19 protein-coding genes and 2 tRNA genes are annotated in these 17,357 nt (G+C 66.8%); 12 read left to right on the top strand and 9 right to left on the bottom strand.

Annotated elements, in window-relative coordinates:
* The first annotated feature begins 41 nt into the window (after positions 1 to 41).
* The 3 genes from WDM91_04330 (at position 42) to WDM91_04320 (ending at position 3,772) form a co-directional block, all read left to right on the top strand.
* Positions 42 to 1,202, top strand: a complete 1,161-nt coding sequence (locus WDM91_04330; protein MEI9993799.1) for a putative 2OG-Fe(II) oxygenase — start codon at positions 42 to 44, stop codon at positions 1,200 to 1,202.
* 87 nt (positions 1,203 to 1,289) lie between these two features.
* Positions 1,290 to 1,892: an ATP-dependent Clp protease proteolytic subunit gene (locus WDM91_04325; protein ID MEI9993798.1), complete on the top strand. Its 603-nt coding sequence runs from the start codon at positions 1,290 to 1,292 to the stop codon at positions 1,890 to 1,892.
* A 281-nt stretch (positions 1,893 to 2,173) separates the two neighbouring features.
* Positions 2,174 to 3,772 (top strand): alpha-amylase family glycosyl hydrolase, encoded by a 1,599-nt coding sequence (locus WDM91_04320; protein MEI9993797.1) that lies wholly within the window; start codon positions 2,174 to 2,176, stop codon positions 3,770 to 3,772.
* Here WDM91_04320 and WDM91_04315 read toward each other — a convergent pair.
* From WDM91_04315 to WDM91_04300, 4 genes are read right to left on the bottom strand one after another with little or no spacing between them, the layout of a single operon-like run.
* Positions 3,761 to 4,183: an iron-sulfur cluster assembly scaffold protein gene (locus WDM91_04315; protein MEI9993796.1), complete on the bottom strand. Its 423-nt coding sequence runs from the start codon at positions 4,181 to 4,183 to the stop codon at positions 3,761 to 3,763. The genes WDM91_04320 and WDM91_04315 overlap by 12 nt on opposite strands.
* On the bottom strand, positions 4,180 to 5,805 hold the full coding sequence (locus WDM91_04310) for a molybdopterin-binding/glycosyltransferase family 2 protein (protein MEI9993795.1): 1,626 nt from the start codon (positions 5,803 to 5,805) through the stop codon (positions 4,180 to 4,182). Before WDM91_04310 ends, WDM91_04315 begins: the two co-directional genes overlap by 4 nt.
* Positions 5,806 to 5,814: 9 nt before the next feature.
* Complete coding sequence (locus WDM91_04305) at positions 5,815 to 7,167, bottom strand: ATP-binding protein (protein MEI9993794.1); 1,353 nt, start codon at positions 7,165 to 7,167, stop codon at positions 5,815 to 5,817.
* Between the two features lie 13 nt (positions 7,168 to 7,180).
* Positions 7,181 to 7,909, bottom strand: a complete 729-nt coding sequence (locus tag WDM91_04300; GenBank protein ID MEI9993793.1) for a response regulator — start codon at positions 7,907 to 7,909, stop codon at positions 7,181 to 7,183.
* A gap of 163 nt (positions 7,910 to 8,072) precedes the next feature.
* Here WDM91_04300 and WDM91_04295 point away from each other — a divergent pair, with 163 nt between their 5' ends.
* Complete coding sequence (locus WDM91_04295; GenBank protein MEI9993792.1) at positions 8,073 to 9,083, top strand: EF-hand domain-containing protein; 1,011 nt, start codon at positions 8,073 to 8,075, stop codon at positions 9,081 to 9,083.
* A 27-nt stretch (positions 9,084 to 9,110) separates the two neighbouring features.
* On the opposite strand, the gene WDM91_04290 is transcribed toward WDM91_04295, so the two are convergent.
* Positions 9,111 to 9,794, bottom strand: a complete 684-nt coding sequence (locus WDM91_04290) for an XdhC family protein (protein ID MEI9993791.1) — start codon at positions 9,792 to 9,794, stop codon at positions 9,111 to 9,113.
* A gap of 37 nt (positions 9,795 to 9,831) precedes the next feature.
* Positions 9,832 to 10,167: an XdhC family protein gene (locus WDM91_04285; protein ID MEI9993790.1), complete on the bottom strand. Its 336-nt coding sequence runs from the start codon at positions 10,165 to 10,167 to the stop codon at positions 9,832 to 9,834.
* A 182-nt stretch (positions 10,168 to 10,349) separates the two neighbouring features.
* On the opposite strand from WDM91_04285, the gene WDM91_04280 reads away from it, so the two are divergent.
* Complete coding sequence (locus WDM91_04280; GenBank protein ID MEI9993789.1) at positions 10,350 to 11,984, top strand: hypothetical protein; 1,635 nt, start codon at positions 10,350 to 10,352, stop codon at positions 11,982 to 11,984.
* 134 nt (positions 11,985 to 12,118) lie between these two features.
* On the top strand, positions 12,119 to 12,583 hold the full coding sequence (locus WDM91_04275; protein MEI9993788.1) for a 4-oxalocrotonate tautomerase family protein: 465 nt from the start codon (positions 12,119 to 12,121) through the stop codon (positions 12,581 to 12,583).
* On the opposite strand, the gene WDM91_04270 is transcribed toward WDM91_04275, so the two are convergent.
* Positions 12,534 to 13,148, bottom strand: coding sequence for a carbon monoxide dehydrogenase subunit G (locus WDM91_04270; protein ID MEI9993787.1), 615 nt, complete (start codon positions 13,146 to 13,148; stop codon positions 12,534 to 12,536). The genes WDM91_04275 and WDM91_04270 overlap by 50 nt on opposite strands.
* Before the next feature lie 197 nt (positions 13,149 to 13,345).
* Here WDM91_04270 and WDM91_04265 point away from each other — a divergent pair, with 197 nt between their 5' ends.
* From WDM91_04265 to WDM91_04240, 6 genes are all read left to right on the top strand, one after another.
* The gene (locus tag WDM91_04265; GenBank protein ID MEI9993786.1) at positions 13,346 to 13,828 is read left to right on the top strand and encodes a cold-shock protein; all 483 of its coding nucleotides are present in this window, start codon (positions 13,346 to 13,348) and stop codon (positions 13,826 to 13,828) included.
* A 30-nt stretch (positions 13,829 to 13,858) separates the two neighbouring features.
* Positions 13,859 to 14,797: a DUF2891 family protein gene (locus tag WDM91_04260; GenBank protein ID MEI9993785.1), complete on the top strand. Its 939-nt coding sequence runs from the start codon at positions 13,859 to 13,861 to the stop codon at positions 14,795 to 14,797.
* 19 nt (positions 14,798 to 14,816) lie between these two features.
* The gene (locus WDM91_04255; GenBank protein MEI9993784.1) at positions 14,817 to 15,281 is read left to right on the top strand and encodes a DUF192 domain-containing protein; all 465 of its coding nucleotides are present in this window, start codon (positions 14,817 to 14,819) and stop codon (positions 15,279 to 15,281) included.
* A 57-nt stretch (positions 15,282 to 15,338) separates the two neighbouring features.
* A tRNA-Pro gene (locus WDM91_04250) sits at positions 15,339 to 15,415 on the top strand.
* Positions 15,416 to 15,474: 59 nt separating this feature from the next.
* The gene (locus WDM91_04245) at positions 15,475 to 15,780 is read left to right on the top strand and encodes an ETC complex I subunit (protein MEI9993783.1); all 306 of its coding nucleotides are present in this window, start codon (positions 15,475 to 15,477) and stop codon (positions 15,778 to 15,780) included.
* 50 nt (positions 15,781 to 15,830) lie between these two features.
* A tRNA-Arg gene (locus WDM91_04240) sits at positions 15,831 to 15,907 on the top strand.
* Here the strand turns inward: WDM91_04240 and WDM91_04235 are convergent.
* Positions 15,902 to 16,084 (bottom strand): hypothetical protein, encoded by a 183-nt coding sequence (locus WDM91_04235; protein ID MEI9993782.1) that lies wholly within the window; start codon positions 16,082 to 16,084, stop codon positions 15,902 to 15,904. The genes WDM91_04240 and WDM91_04235 overlap by 6 nt on opposite strands.
* Complete coding sequence (locus WDM91_04230) at positions 16,077 to 16,796, bottom strand: class I SAM-dependent methyltransferase (protein ID MEI9993781.1); 720 nt, start codon at positions 16,794 to 16,796, stop codon at positions 16,077 to 16,079. The genes WDM91_04235 and WDM91_04230 overlap by 8 nt, the downstream gene beginning before the upstream one ends.
* Positions 16,797 to 17,357 lie beyond the last annotated feature (561 nt).

Here is a 17,357-nt window from a genome sequence, read left to right as displayed (position 1 = left end):
CCGCTGCGCTGATACGCTGGAGCAAATCGACATTCGAGGACTTGGCCGCGCCGGGGCAGATCACGGCGTTGCTTGAGCGCGCCATAGCCGCCGGACCGGAGCGCGCGGAACCCTACGCCAAGCTCGGCGCCATCCATCTCGACTCCTATCGCCCAATCGAAGCACTCGTCGCATTCGAAGCCGCGGCGCAGCTGGAGCCGGGGCGACCCGAATGGCAGCTGCGGCTTGCACAATTGCGCAACATACGCGGTCTGCCGAGTGAAGCGCTTGAGGCGCTCGCCGAGCCGGCATTGCGCGCGGTTCCGTTCGGCGCCGAGGTCGACTACCAGCGCGGCCTCGCCTTGCTGGCACTTGGCGACCGACAGGATGCCGAGACGGCGCTCCGCGCGGCACTGGCGCGCGATCCGGGACACCGCCGCGCCTGCCTCAATCTCTGCCGTCTCTTGCGCGATGCCGGACGCATGGATGCACTGCTGGCGGTCTGCGAGAGCCTCGTCGCGCAAGGCGTCACCCACGCGCAGCTTATGCTCGACTGGGGCCGCGCCTTGGCGATCGCGGGTGAGGACGCCAAGGCGAAGCGCCTCCTGTTCGATCCTGCACGCGTCACGCGCCAATCCCTCGCGATGCCCGACGGCTTCAACGAAGCACTCGCGACCGAACTGCTCGCCAATCCCTATGCGATCTGCGACTTCCCGGAAGAGGAGGCCAATCGCGGCTCGAGCCGTGTGCACCACCTGCTGAATGGGGCGCGCCCCGATCTCGTCCGCACGCTGTCGGCCGCGATTCGCAGTGCGGTCGAAGCGCGCATCGCCGCGACCGCGCCGTCGACCGGCAACGACTTCGATCCTTGGGCGGCCGCGCGGCCGCAGGGAGCGCACCTCCACGCCTGGGGCCTGATCCAGCGCGGCGGCGACCACGAAGCCTGGCACACCCATCGCGGCGGCTGGCTGAGCGGCGTGTACTATGTCCGAGTCCCGCAAGCGGTGGCGCGGGATACGGATGGCCGGGGCGCCCTCGAATTCGGGCCGCCGCCCTATCTGGCGCGGACCCAGCCGGGCCTGATCGAAACGCGGCGTTATGTCCCTCGGGAAGGCATGCTGCTGCTGGCGCCGTCGCACTATCATCACCGCACCATTGCCAGCGGCCTGGACGAATATCGGATCAGCTTCGCCTTCGACGTGGTTCCCGACGATAACCGCTGAAATTATAAGGCTTTTTGCCGCTTTAACGCTTTGCTCCCGCGAAGCTAGTATGTAAGCCGGATTCGAACCGTTTCAGGAGTAACGCCCTTGCGCCGCCTCGACGAAGAAGACGAAGACGACAAGTCCGCGAACAAGCCCCCCGAGCCGCAATCGACGCCGGTGCAGAACGCGCTGTTCAAGTCGCGCACCGTGCTGATCTTCGGTGAAGTCGACATGAAGATGGCCGAACGCGTCTCGGCGCAGCTTCTCGCCTATGCGGCGGAAGGCGAGGGCGACATCCGGGTGATCGTCAATTCCCCGGGCGGCCATGTGGAGTCGGGCGACACGATCCACGACATGATCCGCTTCGTCGGCCCGCGGGTGAAGATGATCGGCACCGGCTGGGTGGCCAGCGCCGGCGCGCACATCTTCCTGGGCGCGAAGAAGGAGAACCGCTACTGCCTCCCGTTCACCCGCTTCCTGCTGCACCAGCCGCTCGGCGGCGTGCGCGGCCAGGCCAGCGACATCACGATCGAGGCGGAAGAGATCCTCAAGATGCGCGAGCGCTTGATCCGCGAGATCGCGACCGAGACCGGCCAGACCTATGAGCGCGTGGTGAAGGACACCGAGCGCAATTTCTGGATGGGCGCGGAAGAAGCGGTGAAATACGGTCTGGTAAGCAAGGTCGTGAGCTCGGCTTCGGAAGTTTGAATGTCATGCGACCCTCCCCTTGAGGGAGGGTCGAAATTTGCGCAGCAAATTTCGGGGAGGGGCATGCCACCGGAGCCGCAGGATCGCGCTGAACGGCGCGCGCAATTTGAGCGCGGTGCTGCCAAAACGCTGCGGACACGTGTACTGCGCTTCGACAACGCATTCTTTCTAGGAAACAAAGACGCGGCGCTCGAGGGCATCTGGCGAGCCGCCGGGAATTGCGGCCAGCCTTTCCCCGAACCGCCTGCGGCGGTTCGACCCTCCCTCAAGGGGAGGGTGGAATGACCGCCTGGTGGCGCGGTGCCGTCGTCTATCAGGTTTATATCCGTTCCTTTTGTGACTCCAACGGCGACGGGCAGGGCGATTTTGCGGGGCTGATCTCCAAGCTCGACTACATCGTGCAACTCGGGGTCGATGCGATCTGGCTGTCGCCGATCCATCCCTCGCCCAACCGGGACTGGGGCTATGACGTCGCGGACTATGACGGCGTGCATCCCGATTACGGCACGCTGGCGGATTTCGATGCGCTGCTTCAGGCGGCGCATGCAAAAGGGCTCAAGATCATACTCGACGAGGTGCTGTGCCACACCTCCGACGAGCACGATTGGTTCCGCGAGAGTCTCGATGTGTCGTCGCCGAAGAAAAACTGGTTCGTCTGGGCCGATCCGAAGGACGACGGCACCGTGCCGAACAACTGGCTCGCGGTGTTCGGCGGCCCGGCCTGGGCCTACCGGCCGGAGCGACGCCAATATTACCACCACAAATTCCTGCGCCAGCAGCCCAAGCTCAACTGGACCGATCCGGACGCCAAGCGAGCCGCGCTGGACGTTCTGACGACATGGCTGGCGCGCGGGGTAGACGGCTTCCGCCTCGACGTCGCCAATGCTTATCTCCACGACGCCATGCTGGCGGACAATCCGGCGATCGCCCCGGCGGCACGCGGCACCTATGAATGGAGCCATGCCGCGAACATGCAGCGCCATCTGCACGATTCGAATCTGTTCGAGAACCGCAGCGAACTCGCCGACATCCGGCGCACGGTCGAAGCCTTCGACGACCGGTTCGTGTTCGGCGAATTCTCGGAGGAGTTCGAGCGCTCGGGCGCCTATCTCTCGCCGCAGGAGGGATTGCACGCCGGTTACACCTTCGCGCTGCTGGTCGCGAGCCGGCTGGCGCCGAACTATATCCGGAAGCATTTCGAGGGGCTGAACGCGCATCCCGCACACTGGCCCTGCATCTCCTTCTCCAACCACGACGTGCCGCGCACCGTGACGCGGTTCGGCGGCGGCGCGGCGGGCGATCCGGCGCTGGCCAAGCTGCTCTTCGCGCTGCTTTGCGCCCTGCGCGGGACGACGCTGATCTACCAGGGCGAAGAGCTCGGATTGCCGGACGTCGATCTGCGGCGCGATCAGCTCCGGGATCCGGTCGGCGATCTCTATTATCCGATGGCCAAGGGTCGTGACGGCTGCCGCACGCCGATGCCGTGGGATGCGGCGGCGAAGAATCTCGGTTTTTCGAACGGCACGCCTTGGCTGCCGATGGGGCCGACCCACAAGGCGCTCGCGGTCTCGGTGCAAGAGGGCAATCCGGATTCGGCGCTGGAATTCGCCCGCCATTTCCTGCGCGAGCGAAAGAAGAACCTGGCGCTGCGCCTCGGCACGCTGGCGTTCCTCGATGCGGAGAAGCCGGTGTTGGCTTTCATCCGCGAGCATGACGGCGAACGGATGCTCTGCGTCTTCAACATGGGCCGCGGCGATGCCGCCTTCACGCATCCTTTCGTCGCGCAAGGGCGGGTGCTGGGGCTTGGCTGCGGCAATTCCGTCGACCGTGGCGAGACGCTGCATTTGGGTCCGCTGGCGGCGCGGTTCTCAGCGCTCTGACGCCTCGAACGCCGCCAATACCGCGTCGACCGGCAGGAGCACGCATTTGTGCCGGCTCTTGTGGTCGGCGACGCCATCGAACACCGCGAAGGCGTCGAACGGCGCATGCGGCACCGGACCGCCCTCCAGCATCTCGCGGACCGCGTCGCGCAAGGCCACGACCTCTTCGAGGCTCATCCCGGTCGCATAGGCGCCGAGGATCGCGGCCGACGCCTGGGTGAGGACGCAGGCAAGGGTGTGGTGCGCCACGCCCAGGATACGGCCATCCTCCAGCGCGATGTCGACGACCACCTTGTCGCCGCAGGCCGGGTTGTGGGCCGTGCCGGTGCCGCAAGGCATCTGAAGCCGGCCCGAGCCGGTCGCATTGGCCGCCAGCCGCAGCAGCTCCTTCTTGTAGAGGGGATCGGTCATTTCGCCGCCGCCATTTCGCGGTACGCGTCCAGCGCGTCCGGCGTATCGATATCGGTCAGCGGGGCATCGTCGGAAGCCTCGATCTCGCAGACCAGCTCGTCGTATTCGGCAATGAGCGCACGGGCGCCGACATCGCCCGCGATGGCCAGCATCTCGGGAAAGAAGCGGCGGGCCCAGAGCACCGGATTGCCACGCCGCCCGCCGCGCGTCGCGACGCAGATCGCGCGGTCTTCGCCGGGATCGAAGGCGGCGATCAGCTTGTCGACCAGCGCCGCGGTCACGCCCGGCATGTCGCCGAGCAGGATGATCGCGCCGTCGCAATCGTCCGGCAGGGCCCGCAGACCCTGCTTCAGCGATGTGCTCAGCCCCCGCGCGAAATCGGGGTTGTCGGCGAAACGCGGTGCCAGCGGGGCTAGGGCCCTGCGCACCTCCGCGCCGGCATTGCCCGTCACGACGATGACCGGCCCCGCGGCGCTCGCCAGCGCAGCCTCGACGGCATGGCGGACCATCGGCTTGCCGCCGATCTCGGCGAGCAGCTTGTTGCCGCCCATCCGGGACGACAAGCCGGCCGCCAGCACGATGGCGGCGATCCGGGGCAGGCGCGGCGCTTCCGCCGGCTGCTCGTCGCGCGGCTGCGGACGGCTGGAAATCTCGCTCAGCAGGCCGCCCACGCCCATCCCGGACAGTTCCTTTGCGCCCACCGGCAGTCCGGCCAGCAGGCGCCACAGCACGAAGTCGAAGCCGTTGAGCTTGGGCGAACGGGCGCAGCTCGGCAGCCCAACAACGATCCGTCCGGCAAGCGTGCCGATCAGCAGCAGGTTGCCGGGATCGACCGGCATCCCGAAATGGATGACGGTCCCGCCGGCCGCTTCGATGGCGGCGGGGATGACATCGCGCCGGTCGGTGATCGCGCTGGCGCCGAACACCAGAATGGGGTCGGCCCCCGCCCCCGCGGCGTCGGCGATGGCGGCTGCCAGCGCGCCGGCGTCGTGCGCGACGCGGCGCTCGAAGACGAGGCTCGAACCGAGCGCGGCCAGACGGTCTCCGATCGCACGGCGATTTTTGTCGAGCAATGCCGGCTTGGTATCGGAAAGCCGGGTCGAGATCAGCGCCGCGCGATGCGGTGTGAACGGCGCGACGCGCATGAGCGGCCCGGCGCGGTGCAGCAGGACTTCGGCGTCTTCGACGGCGGAGCGCGGTGCCGCAAACGGGATGATCTTGACGGTCGCCAGCATCTGCCCCTTCGCGACCCGCGTATGGGATGCGACCGTCGCGAGGGTGATCGACTCGTCGATCGCGTTGAGCGCGTCGACCGTCGGCGCATGGATGACGGCGAGACCGTCGGTTTGCGCGTAAAGATTGACCCGGCCGGTGAAGGCCGCGCCGGCATAGACCGCGCTGCCGCCGGATGGCGCGGCGATCCGTGCCGCCGCTTCATCTTCGGGGATATCGCCGCCCTGAAGCCGCACCACCGAGACGGTCGCGATGCCGGCGCCAGAGATGTCGGCAACATCGGCTTGCGAAAGCACGCGCCCCTTGCGCAGGCGCTTTTCGCCCAGCCGCACGCCATGGGCGAGAATGGCGCCCAGCGCGTCCGCGATCGCGACGGTGTCGAATTCCATGGCGCGAGTTTACGCGGCCACGCCCTCTCGCGGCAAACTGAGACGGGCGCGCAAGCCGCCTTGCGGACGATTTTCCAGCGAAACCCCGCCGCCATGACCGTGCGCGATGGCCTTGACCAGCGTCAGGCCGAGCCCGGTTCCACCAGTATCGGCATTGCGCGAGCTTTCGAGCCGGACGAACGGCTCGAAAACGCGGCCCTGGTCGTCGTCGGGGATGCCCGGACCTTCGTCCTCGACCAGGATTTCATAGGCCGCGGGCGTCTCGTGGATCATGACCTCGGCGCGGCGGCCGTAGGCGACCGCATTTTCGACCAGGTTGCGCACGGCGCGGCGGATCTCGTCCGGCCGGCAGGCGAGCGGCGCCGGCCTGTGGGTGTGCCAGGTCACCGGCTCGCCCAGATCGTCGAGATCGGCGCACAGGCTCTCGACCAGCGCGGAGAGATCGATATTCCGCTTGGATTCACCGCCCGCGCCGCGCGCCGCCGAGAGCACGGATTCCGTCAATGCCTGCAGTTCTTCGAGATTGGCGGTCAGCCTGTCGCGCAGCTCCTCGTCGGTGACGAATTCGATATTGATGCGCATGGCGGTGATCGGCGTGCGCAAATCATGGCCGACGGCGGAGAGCAACTGGCGCTGGCTCTCCATCGTGCGCGTCACACGGTCGGTCATGGCGTTGAAGGCGGTGGCGGCGTTTCGCACATCGTCCGGTCCCTCCTCCGGAACGCGCGGTGCCGTGCCGCCGCGCGCCGCGACCGAGGCCGACGCGGCGAGTGCGATCAGCGGCCGCGCCACGCGGCTGGAAATGTAGGCGGCCGCGGCGGACGCCACGAAGATCGCCATGCAGGCAGCGATCATGATCTCGGTCGGCCAGGGCGGCGCCGGCTGGCGATAGAACATCGCGATGAGCTGGGTACCGCGCACCACGGGCAGGATGAACTGGATCGCCGGGCCGGGGGGACGGTGCGGACGGGCTCGGCCATCTTCGGGCGGGCTCGCCACGATGCGCTTCACCGTGATCGGCAGCGTCGCCTTGTCGTCGGGCAGCATCTGCCGCAGGCGATTGGCGAGGCGGGTCTCGTCGTCGTCCATCGGCAATTGCGGCGCCTTGCCGCGATGCAAGGTGAAATTCCAGAAGCCCGAGCTCATCGCGCGCGCCGCATCTTCGCGGGCATGCGCCGGGATGGCCGCCAGGAGCGTCGACATCGAGGCGGCCCGGTCGATCAGGCGCTCGTTGAGGTCGCTTTCGCTCATGCGCTCATTGCCGAGCTGGAACCAGGCCGCGACCGCGAGATTGGAGATCAGCACCGCTGCCGCGGTGACGACGATCAGCTGAACGCCCAGCGTACGCGGCCACAACTTCATATTGCCTCTCGGCTCACTGCACTTCCGGGTCCATCGCGAAGATGTATCCGCCGCCCCACACTGTCTTAATGTAGCGCGGGTTCTTCGGGTCCGGCTCGATTTTCTTGCGCAGCCGGCTGACATGGTTGTCGATCGAGCGGTCGAACAGGTCGGCGTCGCGGCCCTTGGTGAGGTCCAGGAGCTGGTTGCGGGTGAGCGCGATCTTCGGCCGCTCCAGCAGCGCGGTCAGCAGGCGGAATTCGCCCGAGGACAACGGCAGGGCGACCCCATCGACGCCGATCAGCTCGCGCTGACCGGTGTCGAGCGTCCAGTCGCCGAAACGGATATGCTCCGCGGTCGGCGGCTTTTGCCGCGGGGGCAGCGCCTGCGTGCGCCGCAGCACCGCCGCGACCCGGGCGATCAGCTCGCGCGGCGAGAACGGCTTGGGGATATAGTCGTCGGCGCCCATCTCCAGCCCGATGATGCGGTCGACCTCCTCGCCGCGCGCCGTCAGCAGGATCACCGGAATCTGCGAGGTCTCGCGGATGGAGCGGCAGAGCGACAATCCGTCCTCGCCGGGCATCATGATGTCGAGCACGACGAGGTCGATGGCGGAGCCCTTCATCACCTTGCGCGCCGCGACCGCGTCGGCCGCGGTCGTCGCCCGATAGCCTTGGTCGCGCAGATAGCGGGCCAGCGGCTCGCGGATGTCGCGCGCGTCCTCGACCAGCAGGATGTGCGGCTTGGTTTCTTCTTTGATCATCGTGCGCACCATTAGGACCTCCGCGGGGGCGCCTGCAAATCGGCCTTTGCCAAAGTTTCAGGTGTCAGCATCGTAGTACACTTTGATACGATCACGTTTTGTTCCGGCACAGTTCCGCGATCCTCATCCTGTCTGATGTCGATATCCATTTGGAGAACGCCATATGACCAGAAACACCAAGGTCGCGCTGCTCTTGGGAGCGGCCATCGTGATCGGCTGCACCGGGCTCGCCGTGGCCCATATGGACGGGCCGCCGCCGCCCGACGGTCCGATGCAGGGTCTCGTCCACAAGGGTCGGCTCGCCGACCGTTTGCTAGGTGAGTTCGACGGGGACGGCAACGGCAAGATCACCAAGGCCGAGTTCAACAATGTGCTGGGAACGCGGTTCGCTGCGGCGACGCATGGCGCCAAGACGATGAGCGAGGCGCAATTCGAGGCGATCCATCGCGGCGACTTTGAAAAGCACATGGCGGAGATGTTCCACCGCATCGATTGGAACGGCGACGGCAAGCTCTCGCTGGACGAGTTCGAGGCGCCACAGCGCGCGCATTTCCAGATGATGGATCGGGACGGCAGCGGTACCGTATCCTGCAGTCCCGTGATGCATGCGGGCTTCCATCGCGGCCCGCCGCCGCCCGACGCGCCGCCAGCGGACGGCGCGCCGCCGCATGGCGATCACGGCGGCTGGGGCCATGGCCCGGGCGGCTTTGCCGGACGCCGCTTTGGCGGCCATGGCTTCGCCGGGCACGGTTTCGGCGGCCATGGCGGCTTCGGCCGCGCGAAATTCTGTGGCGACGGCGACATCAGCCGCGATGGCAAGGTCACGCGCGCGGAATTCGATACGATCATGGCCGGCCAGTTCCAGGCGGCGTCTGGCGGCGCCACCTTCATAACGCTGGCGCAGTTCACGGCCACACAAGCCGTGCGCTATCACGAGATGAACGAGAAGATGTTCAAACGCCTCGACAAGGACGGCGACGGCAGGCTGACGATGGCGGAATTCGCCGCGCCGCCGCTCAAGATGTTCGAGCACATGGACCGCAACAATGACGGCGTCATCGACGCCGACGAGATGCGGCCGCATGGCCATGGCGGTTGGGGTCACGGCGACCGGGGCCATGCGCACGGTCATGGCGGCGACGACGGCCGTCCGCCGCCGGACCACGACAATTGAGGTGAGGACCTTCCCCCTACGGGAAGGTCACTTCGCCTTGGCGCCCCGCAGGACGAGCGTCATCTCGGCGAGGATCGAGATGGCGATCTCCGCCGGGTTGCGGGCGCCGATGTCGAGGCCGACCGGACCGTGGATCCGCGCCAGCGCGGTGTCGTCGAAGCCGGCGATGCGCAACCGCGCCTGCCGCGCCGCCTGCGTCTTCTTCGAGCCCAGCGCGCCGATATAGAAACAGCTTGAATTCAGCGCCGCCATGAGGCCCGGATCGTCGATCTTGGGGTCGTGGCTGAGAAAGACGATGGCGCTGCGGGCGCCCAGCGGTGCTTTCGCGAGCGCCTCGTCCGGCCAGTCATGCGAGATCGCCACATCCGGGAAACGCGCCGGCGTCGCGAACGCGGTGCGCGGATCGACGACCCGCACGCCATAGCCGGCCTCGCGCGCCATGCGGACGAGCGGCTGGGCGATGTGCGCCGCGCCCACGATGACGAGATCCAGCGGCGGGTTGAACACGCCGAGGAACCAACTGCGGCCTTCGATCTGCGCCGGCCCGGACGTATCGGCGCGCGCCGCGCCCGCCGCGGCAAGGCCGAGCGCCGAACCGTCCGACGCCGGATCGATCAGGACCTCCTCGCCACTTGCGAGGTCGGTGGCGCGCACGATGGTACGGCCGGCCTTGCGGGCCTCGTTGATGCGGTGAAGGGTTTCGGCACGCATTCCAAGAATCCCATCGTCGTGTCCGCGGCGCAGGCGGCTACGCGCCGACCGGCTCGAGAAAGATTTCGATCCGGCCGCCGCAGGCGAGGCCGACCGACCAGGCGGTCTCGTCGCTCACGCCGAATTCGAGATTGCGCACCTTGCCGTCCCGCATCGCCGCGAGCGCCTCTTCGATTACCACACCCTCGATGCAGCCGCCCGAGACCGAGCCCGCGAAGGCGCCGTCGTCGCGCACCGCGATCTGGCTGCCGGCTTGGCGCGGCGCCGATCCCCAGGTCTTCACCACAGTGCCGAGCGCGACTTTGCGCCCGGATTCAAGCCATTGCTGCGCGGCGTCCAGGGGCTCGGACGGGAAGGCGGCGGGCGTTGTCATGTGCGAAGCCTGGGTTGCGCGCAAGCGCAGCATGGCGTCCCGCAGCTGCGAAAAGCAACGACGGCGAACGGTCGCTGTTCCAAGTAAAAGCAAGTGAAGTCCTCATCAGTATTCGGCGATTTCACGAACCGACAAAGTATCTGTGATATATCTTCGAGTCGTCGCAAATGAGGGGGACCGTCATGCAAGCATCCTGGAAGTCCTTTGTTCGCCCTGTTGCGTGGACGGGCGGGGCTTTGGCGCTGGTTCTTGCCGTTGGCATCGCCGTGACGCAGATGGCGGAGTCCGCCCAGCCGGTGAAGCGCAATATTCCGCCGGGCAAGGCCGTGCAGCGGGAGGCGTCGGCGCCGACGCCGGCTCCGGCGCCCTGCAATGGCAATTTCAGCGACGGCAGCAAGATCAACGTCGCCAATCCGGTCTATCTGCAGGATGTCCCGGGGGACCAATTGTTCTGCGATTTTCATACCTTCGCCTGGAACCAGTTCATCTACCTGGTCCAGCCGACGCCCGATCCCCAGACCCCGGGACAGAGCGCACCGCGCTTCCTGCAGATGGCGCCGTGGTACAATCTGCTCAAGCCGAACAACCCAAAGAACCCGCCCAGCGCCTATCCCGGCGGGAGCACCGCGCTCGAGGGCGCGCATCTGGATCAGGGCCAGGCGGGCGACGACGATCACCTGCTCGATGTGAAGGGCGCGCTCGTCCAGTACGACATCCGCTTCAATGCGCAGATGTACAACGCGATCCTGCAGGCCAACACCTACACGCAGGCGGGTTACAACGCGGCGTGCAAGCCGGGTCCCCAGCCGAACCAGACCTGCGCCAATCCGATCTGGCTGCCGCCGACGGCGGCCAATCCCGGCGGCCAGCCTCCGGCCCCGGGAGCGATGGAGATCAAGACCGCCTGGCGCGATTTCGGCTCGCCCGCGAATTGCCCGGCGGCGCAATTCTACTGCGACGGCCGCTTCGGTCTGGTCGGCATGCACATCGTGCAGAAGACGCAAACCCACGGCGAATGGATCTGGGCCTCGTTCGAGCATGTCGCGAACGATCCCGATTGCCTGCCGCAGGGCGATACGCCGATCGCGGCCCAATCGCCGCTCGGCACATCCTGGTCGTTCTTCAATCCGGCGACGGCCGGGCAGGGCGTGATGACGTCGCAGATCTGCGAGGTCTCGGGTACCAGTCCGCAATGCAACGCCAACCCGAAATACTATCTCACGCAGAAATTGTTCATCTACAAGCCGGTGAACATCTGCCGCACGGACTATCTGCCGCCCGGCGGCGCCAGCACCGTGAACTGCACGACCATCCCCGACGGCCCGCCGGAGAGCGCCTCGAACAGCGGCGGCAACGTCGCCTGCCTCAACGCGACCTTCATGCCGCAGATGACCGGGGTGTGGCAGAACTACAAGATGATCGGTTCCCTCTGGGTGCGCGGCACGCTGGCGCCGACCCAGGATTTCCGGGTGCAGATTTTCCAGACGCAGCAGCCGGGCCTGCCCTATGGCGAGCCGGTGGGCTTCCCGCACCTCGCCAACACGATGATGGAGACGTGGATGCAGTCGGGCTCGACGGGCTACGACCCGTTCGGCGACAACGCGACCCAGGCCGGCTGCTTCAACTGCCACAACCTGCCGTCATCGTCCTTCGGCGCCGATCTCAGCCATTTCCCCGACAAGCTGCCGCAAAGCGTGCTCGCGAAGCGGATCAAGGAATTGCTGCCGGCGGATTCGACGACGGTCGTGACCGAGCATCCCATGGCCGTCACGGCTCTGCAGCCGGCGAACCCGCATCGGCCGGCCAAGAAGAAGTAGGCGGACGCGGCGAGCGATGCGCCTATGCCGCTTCTTGTGTCGACCGCGGTCGCGATCATGCCGGGCGTGCAGAAGCCGCATCGCAGTCCGGGATATTTGCGGAACGCCTCCCGCACAGGAGGCAGCTTGCCGCCTTGGGCGAGGCCTTCGATGGTCGTGACCTGCGCACCATCCGTGGCCATGGCGATATCCTTTTGGGGCGAAATGGCGTAGCCGGAGTCACGGGCGGCGCGGCAGCGGCGTCGAGCGCTGCTATGCTCCTGCCCGACAGGGAGTGTCACATGCCTTTCGTAACCGTCCATATCGCCGTCGGCAGGCCGCTGGAGAAACGCCGCCGCTTGGCCGTCGCGATCACCGATGCGGTCACTGAAATCCTCGAACTCGAGCGCGGCGCGACGCAGGTGCTGATCCAGGAACATGATCGCGACAACTGGGCCACCGGCGGCGAGCTGCTCAGCGAGCGCAAGGCGCCGCAGAACGACGACTTGCTCGATCTCGACGCATTGTTCAGGAAGCCGGCGACGAAGCCCGAGAAAAAGACGCCCGTCGCTAATGTGTCGACAAAAAAACCAGCAGCAAAACCGCGATCGCCGCGATAAGGCCGCCGACCCATATCTTCGGCGAGAGGCCGCGGCGGACGGGCTCGGCGACCATCGGCGCCGGCGCCGTGGCGACCGCGAGGGCTGCCGCGGTTTCGACCTCGGGATCGGGCATGAGCGCAATCGGTGTTTCGAGCTGGGCGGCGAAGCGCTTGAAGAAATCGTCGGCGATCTGCTTCGCGGCGCCGTCGATCAGGCGCTGCCCGATCTGCGCCAGCTTGCCGCCGACCGACGCCTTGGCCGTGTAGGTGAGGAGAGTGCCGTCACCCTCCGGTGTCAGCGTCACCAGGGCGCCGCCGCGGGCAAAGCCGGCCACGCCGCCTTGGCCCTCGCCAGCCAGGACAAGCCGGCGCGGCGGATCCAGATCCGAAAGCATGACTTTTCCCTTGAAAGTTGCGCTGACCGGGCCGATCTTGACTTTGGCGGCGGCCGCGAATTCCGTCGGGCTGAGCTTGTCGAGCTGCTCACAGCCCGGGATGCAGGCTTTGAGCACGGCGGGGTCGTTAATCCCCTCCCAAACGCGCTCGGGCGGTGCGGTCATGACGTAGCGCCCGGTGAAATCCATGCAATCCGCTCCCGCCTGCCGGTTGCAACATGGGAGTTCCTACCCCCCTGTTTGAGGGATACCCCGATGCCGCCTCGCCGTGACAGATTCCGGACGGGCGCGAGACCTCTCTAGCCCAATTCATCGTTTCTGGCATGGGGCGCAGCATGACATTGGGAGCAGGCACTGGAGGCATTGAGGGCGGGGCCCTTGAGGTCATGGGACTGGTGAAGTGGTTCGACCTCAACAAGGGCTATGGTTTCATCCGGCCGAGCAGCGGGATCGAGGGCGACATCCTGCTGCATCAGACCTGCGTGCGGCAATCCGGCTTCAAGGCCGCCTATGAAGGGGCGCGCGTGGTGTGCGAGGCGGTGCAGGGTCCACGCGGGTTGCAGGCCCGGCGGCTGATCTCGCTCGACAATTCCACGGCCCAGGCGGTCCCGGCAGTCAATCCGCGGCCCAGCCGCTACACTGCCGAACCTTCCGGCGAGGCTTTCGAAGCGACGGTGAAGTGGTTCAACCGCGGCAAGGGCTATGGTTTCGTGTCGCGAGGCGCCGGCACCGCGGATGTCTTCGTCCACATGGAGACGCTCCGCCGCTCCGGCATCCGTGAGTTGCGCCAGGGCCAGCGGGTCCAGGTCCGGACCGGCGCGGGTCCGAAGGGCGAGCTTGCGGCCGAGGTCACTCTCATCGATCCTTGACCGGATCGAAGTTCCAACCCCGGTGGTCCCATGTCCGACGTCGCGGCGCGTTTCCGCGCGTTCCAGTCTGAAATTCCACATTGGATGACGCTGCTGGCGCAGGTGCCGGCGCGCAATGTCCAGCGCCACGATACCATCCACCCCGCTTTCCACGGCTGCATCGACTGGCATTCCGCCTGCCATGCGATCTGGGCCTTGCTGGCCTGCCGCGCGGCCACAGGCGACGGCCGATATGACGGCATCATCGACGGCGTCTTGATGCCGGCCAAGCTGGCGCTCGAGGCCGCAGACCTGGCGGCCCGGCCGCAATTCGAAATGCCCTATGGCCGTGCCTGGTTCCTGCGTCTGGCGCTGGAGGATCGGCGGGTGACCGGGTCGACACGGCTGACTTTCATGGCGCGCGACGTTGCGGCCTCGTTGGTGGCGCAATACCGGGGGAGGACGACCGATCCTTTCGCGCGCGAATATGCCAATCCGTGCTGGGCGCTGCTCAACCTGCTCGATTATGCCGAGGTCGAAGGACGCCCCGATTTGACGGCCGTCGTGCGCGAAGCGGCCGGCGCGCTCGCGCTCCATCTCGACCGGCTGCCGGCGGAGTCCGAGGAAGAGGACTGGCCGGACTTCATGGCGGTGACGCCGATGTTCTGTGAATTGCTGGTCCGGGCAGGCGGTGCGGACATCGCCGCCGTGATGGCGCGGGCTGGCGGCCGGCTGAGGGCGCTCGAGCCCATCACCGCACCGCGCAAAGCGCATCACTACGCGCTCAATTTCAGCCGTGGCTGGGCCCTGCTGGCGCTGGCGGAGGCGGCGCATGACGATGCCCTGCTGGGCAGCGCCCTGGACCATATCGAGACCAATCTGCACCGCCCGAGCTGGTGGCGCGGCGACTATCGCGCCGTCGCCCATTGGGTGCCGCAATTCGGAATCTTTGCGCTTCAGCGCGCGATGCGGCAGACTTTGGCAAAATAAAAGCTCGGGGGAGCTCAAAATGCGCTTGGCGGTCCTTGGACTGATCGCGTCTCTGTCTCTTGGCGGTTGCGCCTCCATCATGGGGCTGCGGCCCGGCCTGCCTGTCGAAACGATCCGGATCGAGACGGCCAGCGGCGCCAAAGCGCTTACGGTCGAGGTCGCGGCCGACGCAGCCTCGCAAGAGCGCGGCCTGATGTTCCGCAGGGATCTGCCGGCCAATGCGGGCATGTTGTTCGATTTCCACCAGGCGGCCCGGGTGTCGTTCTGGATGAAGAACACGCCGCTGCCGCTCGACATGGTGTTCATCCGCGCCGACGGCACGGTCTCGTCGGTCGAGCCGAATGCGGTGCCGTTCTCGACCGAGACGATTCCGTCCGCCGAGCCGGTTCGCGCCGTGCTGGAGATCAATGGCGGCCGTGCCCGGGATTTGGGCATCAAGCCCGGCGACCGTGTCCACGCCGACATATTCCACGATGTGGACTGAGCGCCGGGGCGTGCTTGCCGCGAGCGGGAGCATCCGGTATCTCACCAGCGTCCGGATCGGGGCGTAGCTCAGCCTGGTAGAGCATTAGCTTTGGGAGCTAAGGGTCGCGAGTTCGAATCCCGCCGCCCCGACCAGCCTCCGCTGCGGCTGGCATGCCTGCCAGGTCGCGGTGGAAATATGGAGTGGTGACGTCATGCGTGCGCGCATCTATCAGCCGGCAAGGAATGCCATGCAGTCGGGCAAGGCCCGCACCAAGCAGTGGCTGCTGGAATACGAGCCGGAGACCGCAAAGGCGCCCGATCCGCTGATGGGCTGGACCAGTTCGCGCGACATGCGCCAGCAGGTGCAGCTCGACTTCGACACGGTGGAAGAGGCCGTGGCTTACGCGGATAAGAACGCGATTCCCTATCAGGTGTTCGAGCCGCACAGACCCTTGGCCAAGGCGAAAGCCTATTCCGACAATTTCCGCGTCGACCGCAAGGAGCCTTGGACGCATTAGCGTCCGGTCCGCGCCGCCCCATCCTGAATCATGTTAGATTCGGTCGCCAGGGACCCGTAGCTCAACTGGATAGAGCAGCCGCCTTCTAAGCGGCAGGTTGCGTGTTCGAGCCACGCCGGGTTCACCAGCGCAGCGGATCCCGATCGATGATCGCCGGCATCATGGCGCCGCGGCTTTCATGGCGGACGAAGCGAAGCGCTGCCTCGCGCTCGCGGAACGTGCCGCCGACGAGCCCATCTGCGCGGCGCGCGCACCAATGGCCGAAGGCGTCGCGATAGATGGTGAAGCCGGGACGCTCAGTCATGGGAAGAGCCCTTGCGCCGCGCCACGAGCAGCAGATGGGTCGCGTGGTCGATGAATCCCGGATCGCGGCAATAGAGCGATTCCATCCGCTCCAGCTCCGAGCAGAAGCCCGGGGTCGCCTGCATCGTCTCGGGATTCCAGCGCGGATCGCTGGCGAAGCGGCCATGGAAAAGATCGAGCCCGCGCAGGTCTTCGACGTCGAAATGCGCCGACACCAACTCTTCCAGTTCGGCGGCGCCGAAGAGGTGGACATTGAAGACGGCATGCCGCCCGCCCTCGAGATCCGCTTCGAACCGGTCGGTCCGGTTGTCCTGCCGGAAGCGGCGTGCCGAGGCGACGGGGCCGATGAAGATGGTGGGCGTGCTGCCGGCGGCGCGCACCGTCGTGATGACGTCGCCCCGGGTCACGCGCGCGACCTCGGCGATCACCCCCGGAAGGTCGGCCCGCGGCACGTGATTGAGCACGGCGTAGAGGCAGAGGCAGAGATCGACGCCCGCATCGGCTTCCTCGAAGCGCCGGCGGATGTCGCACACCTGGAAGCGCAGCGCGACGCCGGGCTCGGCGCAAAGCGTGCGCGCCAGGCCGGCCGCGCGGCGCACCTGCGCATCGGCGACGTCGATCCCGCGCGCGCGAATCTCCGAAAAGCCGAGGCCCAGCGCATGGGTGACGACGCGGCGGAGCCAGGTTCCCGGCCCGCAGCCGAGGTCGAGCACGCTCAAGGCTGTCCGGCCCGCGGCACGCAAAGCTCGCAATTTGCCGTCCAGCAGCTTCCAGGTCTCGCGATCGCCATAGGCATATTGGCCGCCGAAGACGAAAAGCTTCTAGGGATTGCCGTCGGCATATTCGACGTATTTCCCGCCGGCTTGGTTGTAGGCGCCGGCGACGTCGCGCTCGCCGGCATCGGGCGCAGGCGGCATCCGGAAGGCGATGCTCATGGGATTCTCCTCTTGGGGGACGTTCGGCGCGGGGCCAGGCCCGGCATTCTCTCCAGGACGCGGAGACAGAAGCTGCGCCGCGGCTCGGGCGAATCGATATCCGCCGTCCGGACCGAAGAGAGCAACAGCACGGGTGCGATGAATATGCCCGGCAAACTCACTGCCACATACCGCAAGGAAAGGCCTCGCCTTGGTGTGTCTCCGAGGTAGAAGCTGCCGCATAGGAAATCGAGACGGCTTTGCACGGCGGGAAATAAAAACGCCGGGGGCGCGGCGGGCCGGAATGCAGGCTTTTATGGAAGTCCGCCGCGATCGCCATCGAATTGCTACGCCCCATCG

Source organism: Rhizomicrobium sp., assembly GCA_037200385.1.
GTDB lineage: Bacteria > Pseudomonadota > Alphaproteobacteria > Micropepsales > Micropepsaceae > Rhizomicrobium.
Note: the sequence above shows the minus strand (reverse complement) of the source record. Positions and strands in the feature narration are given on the sequence as shown.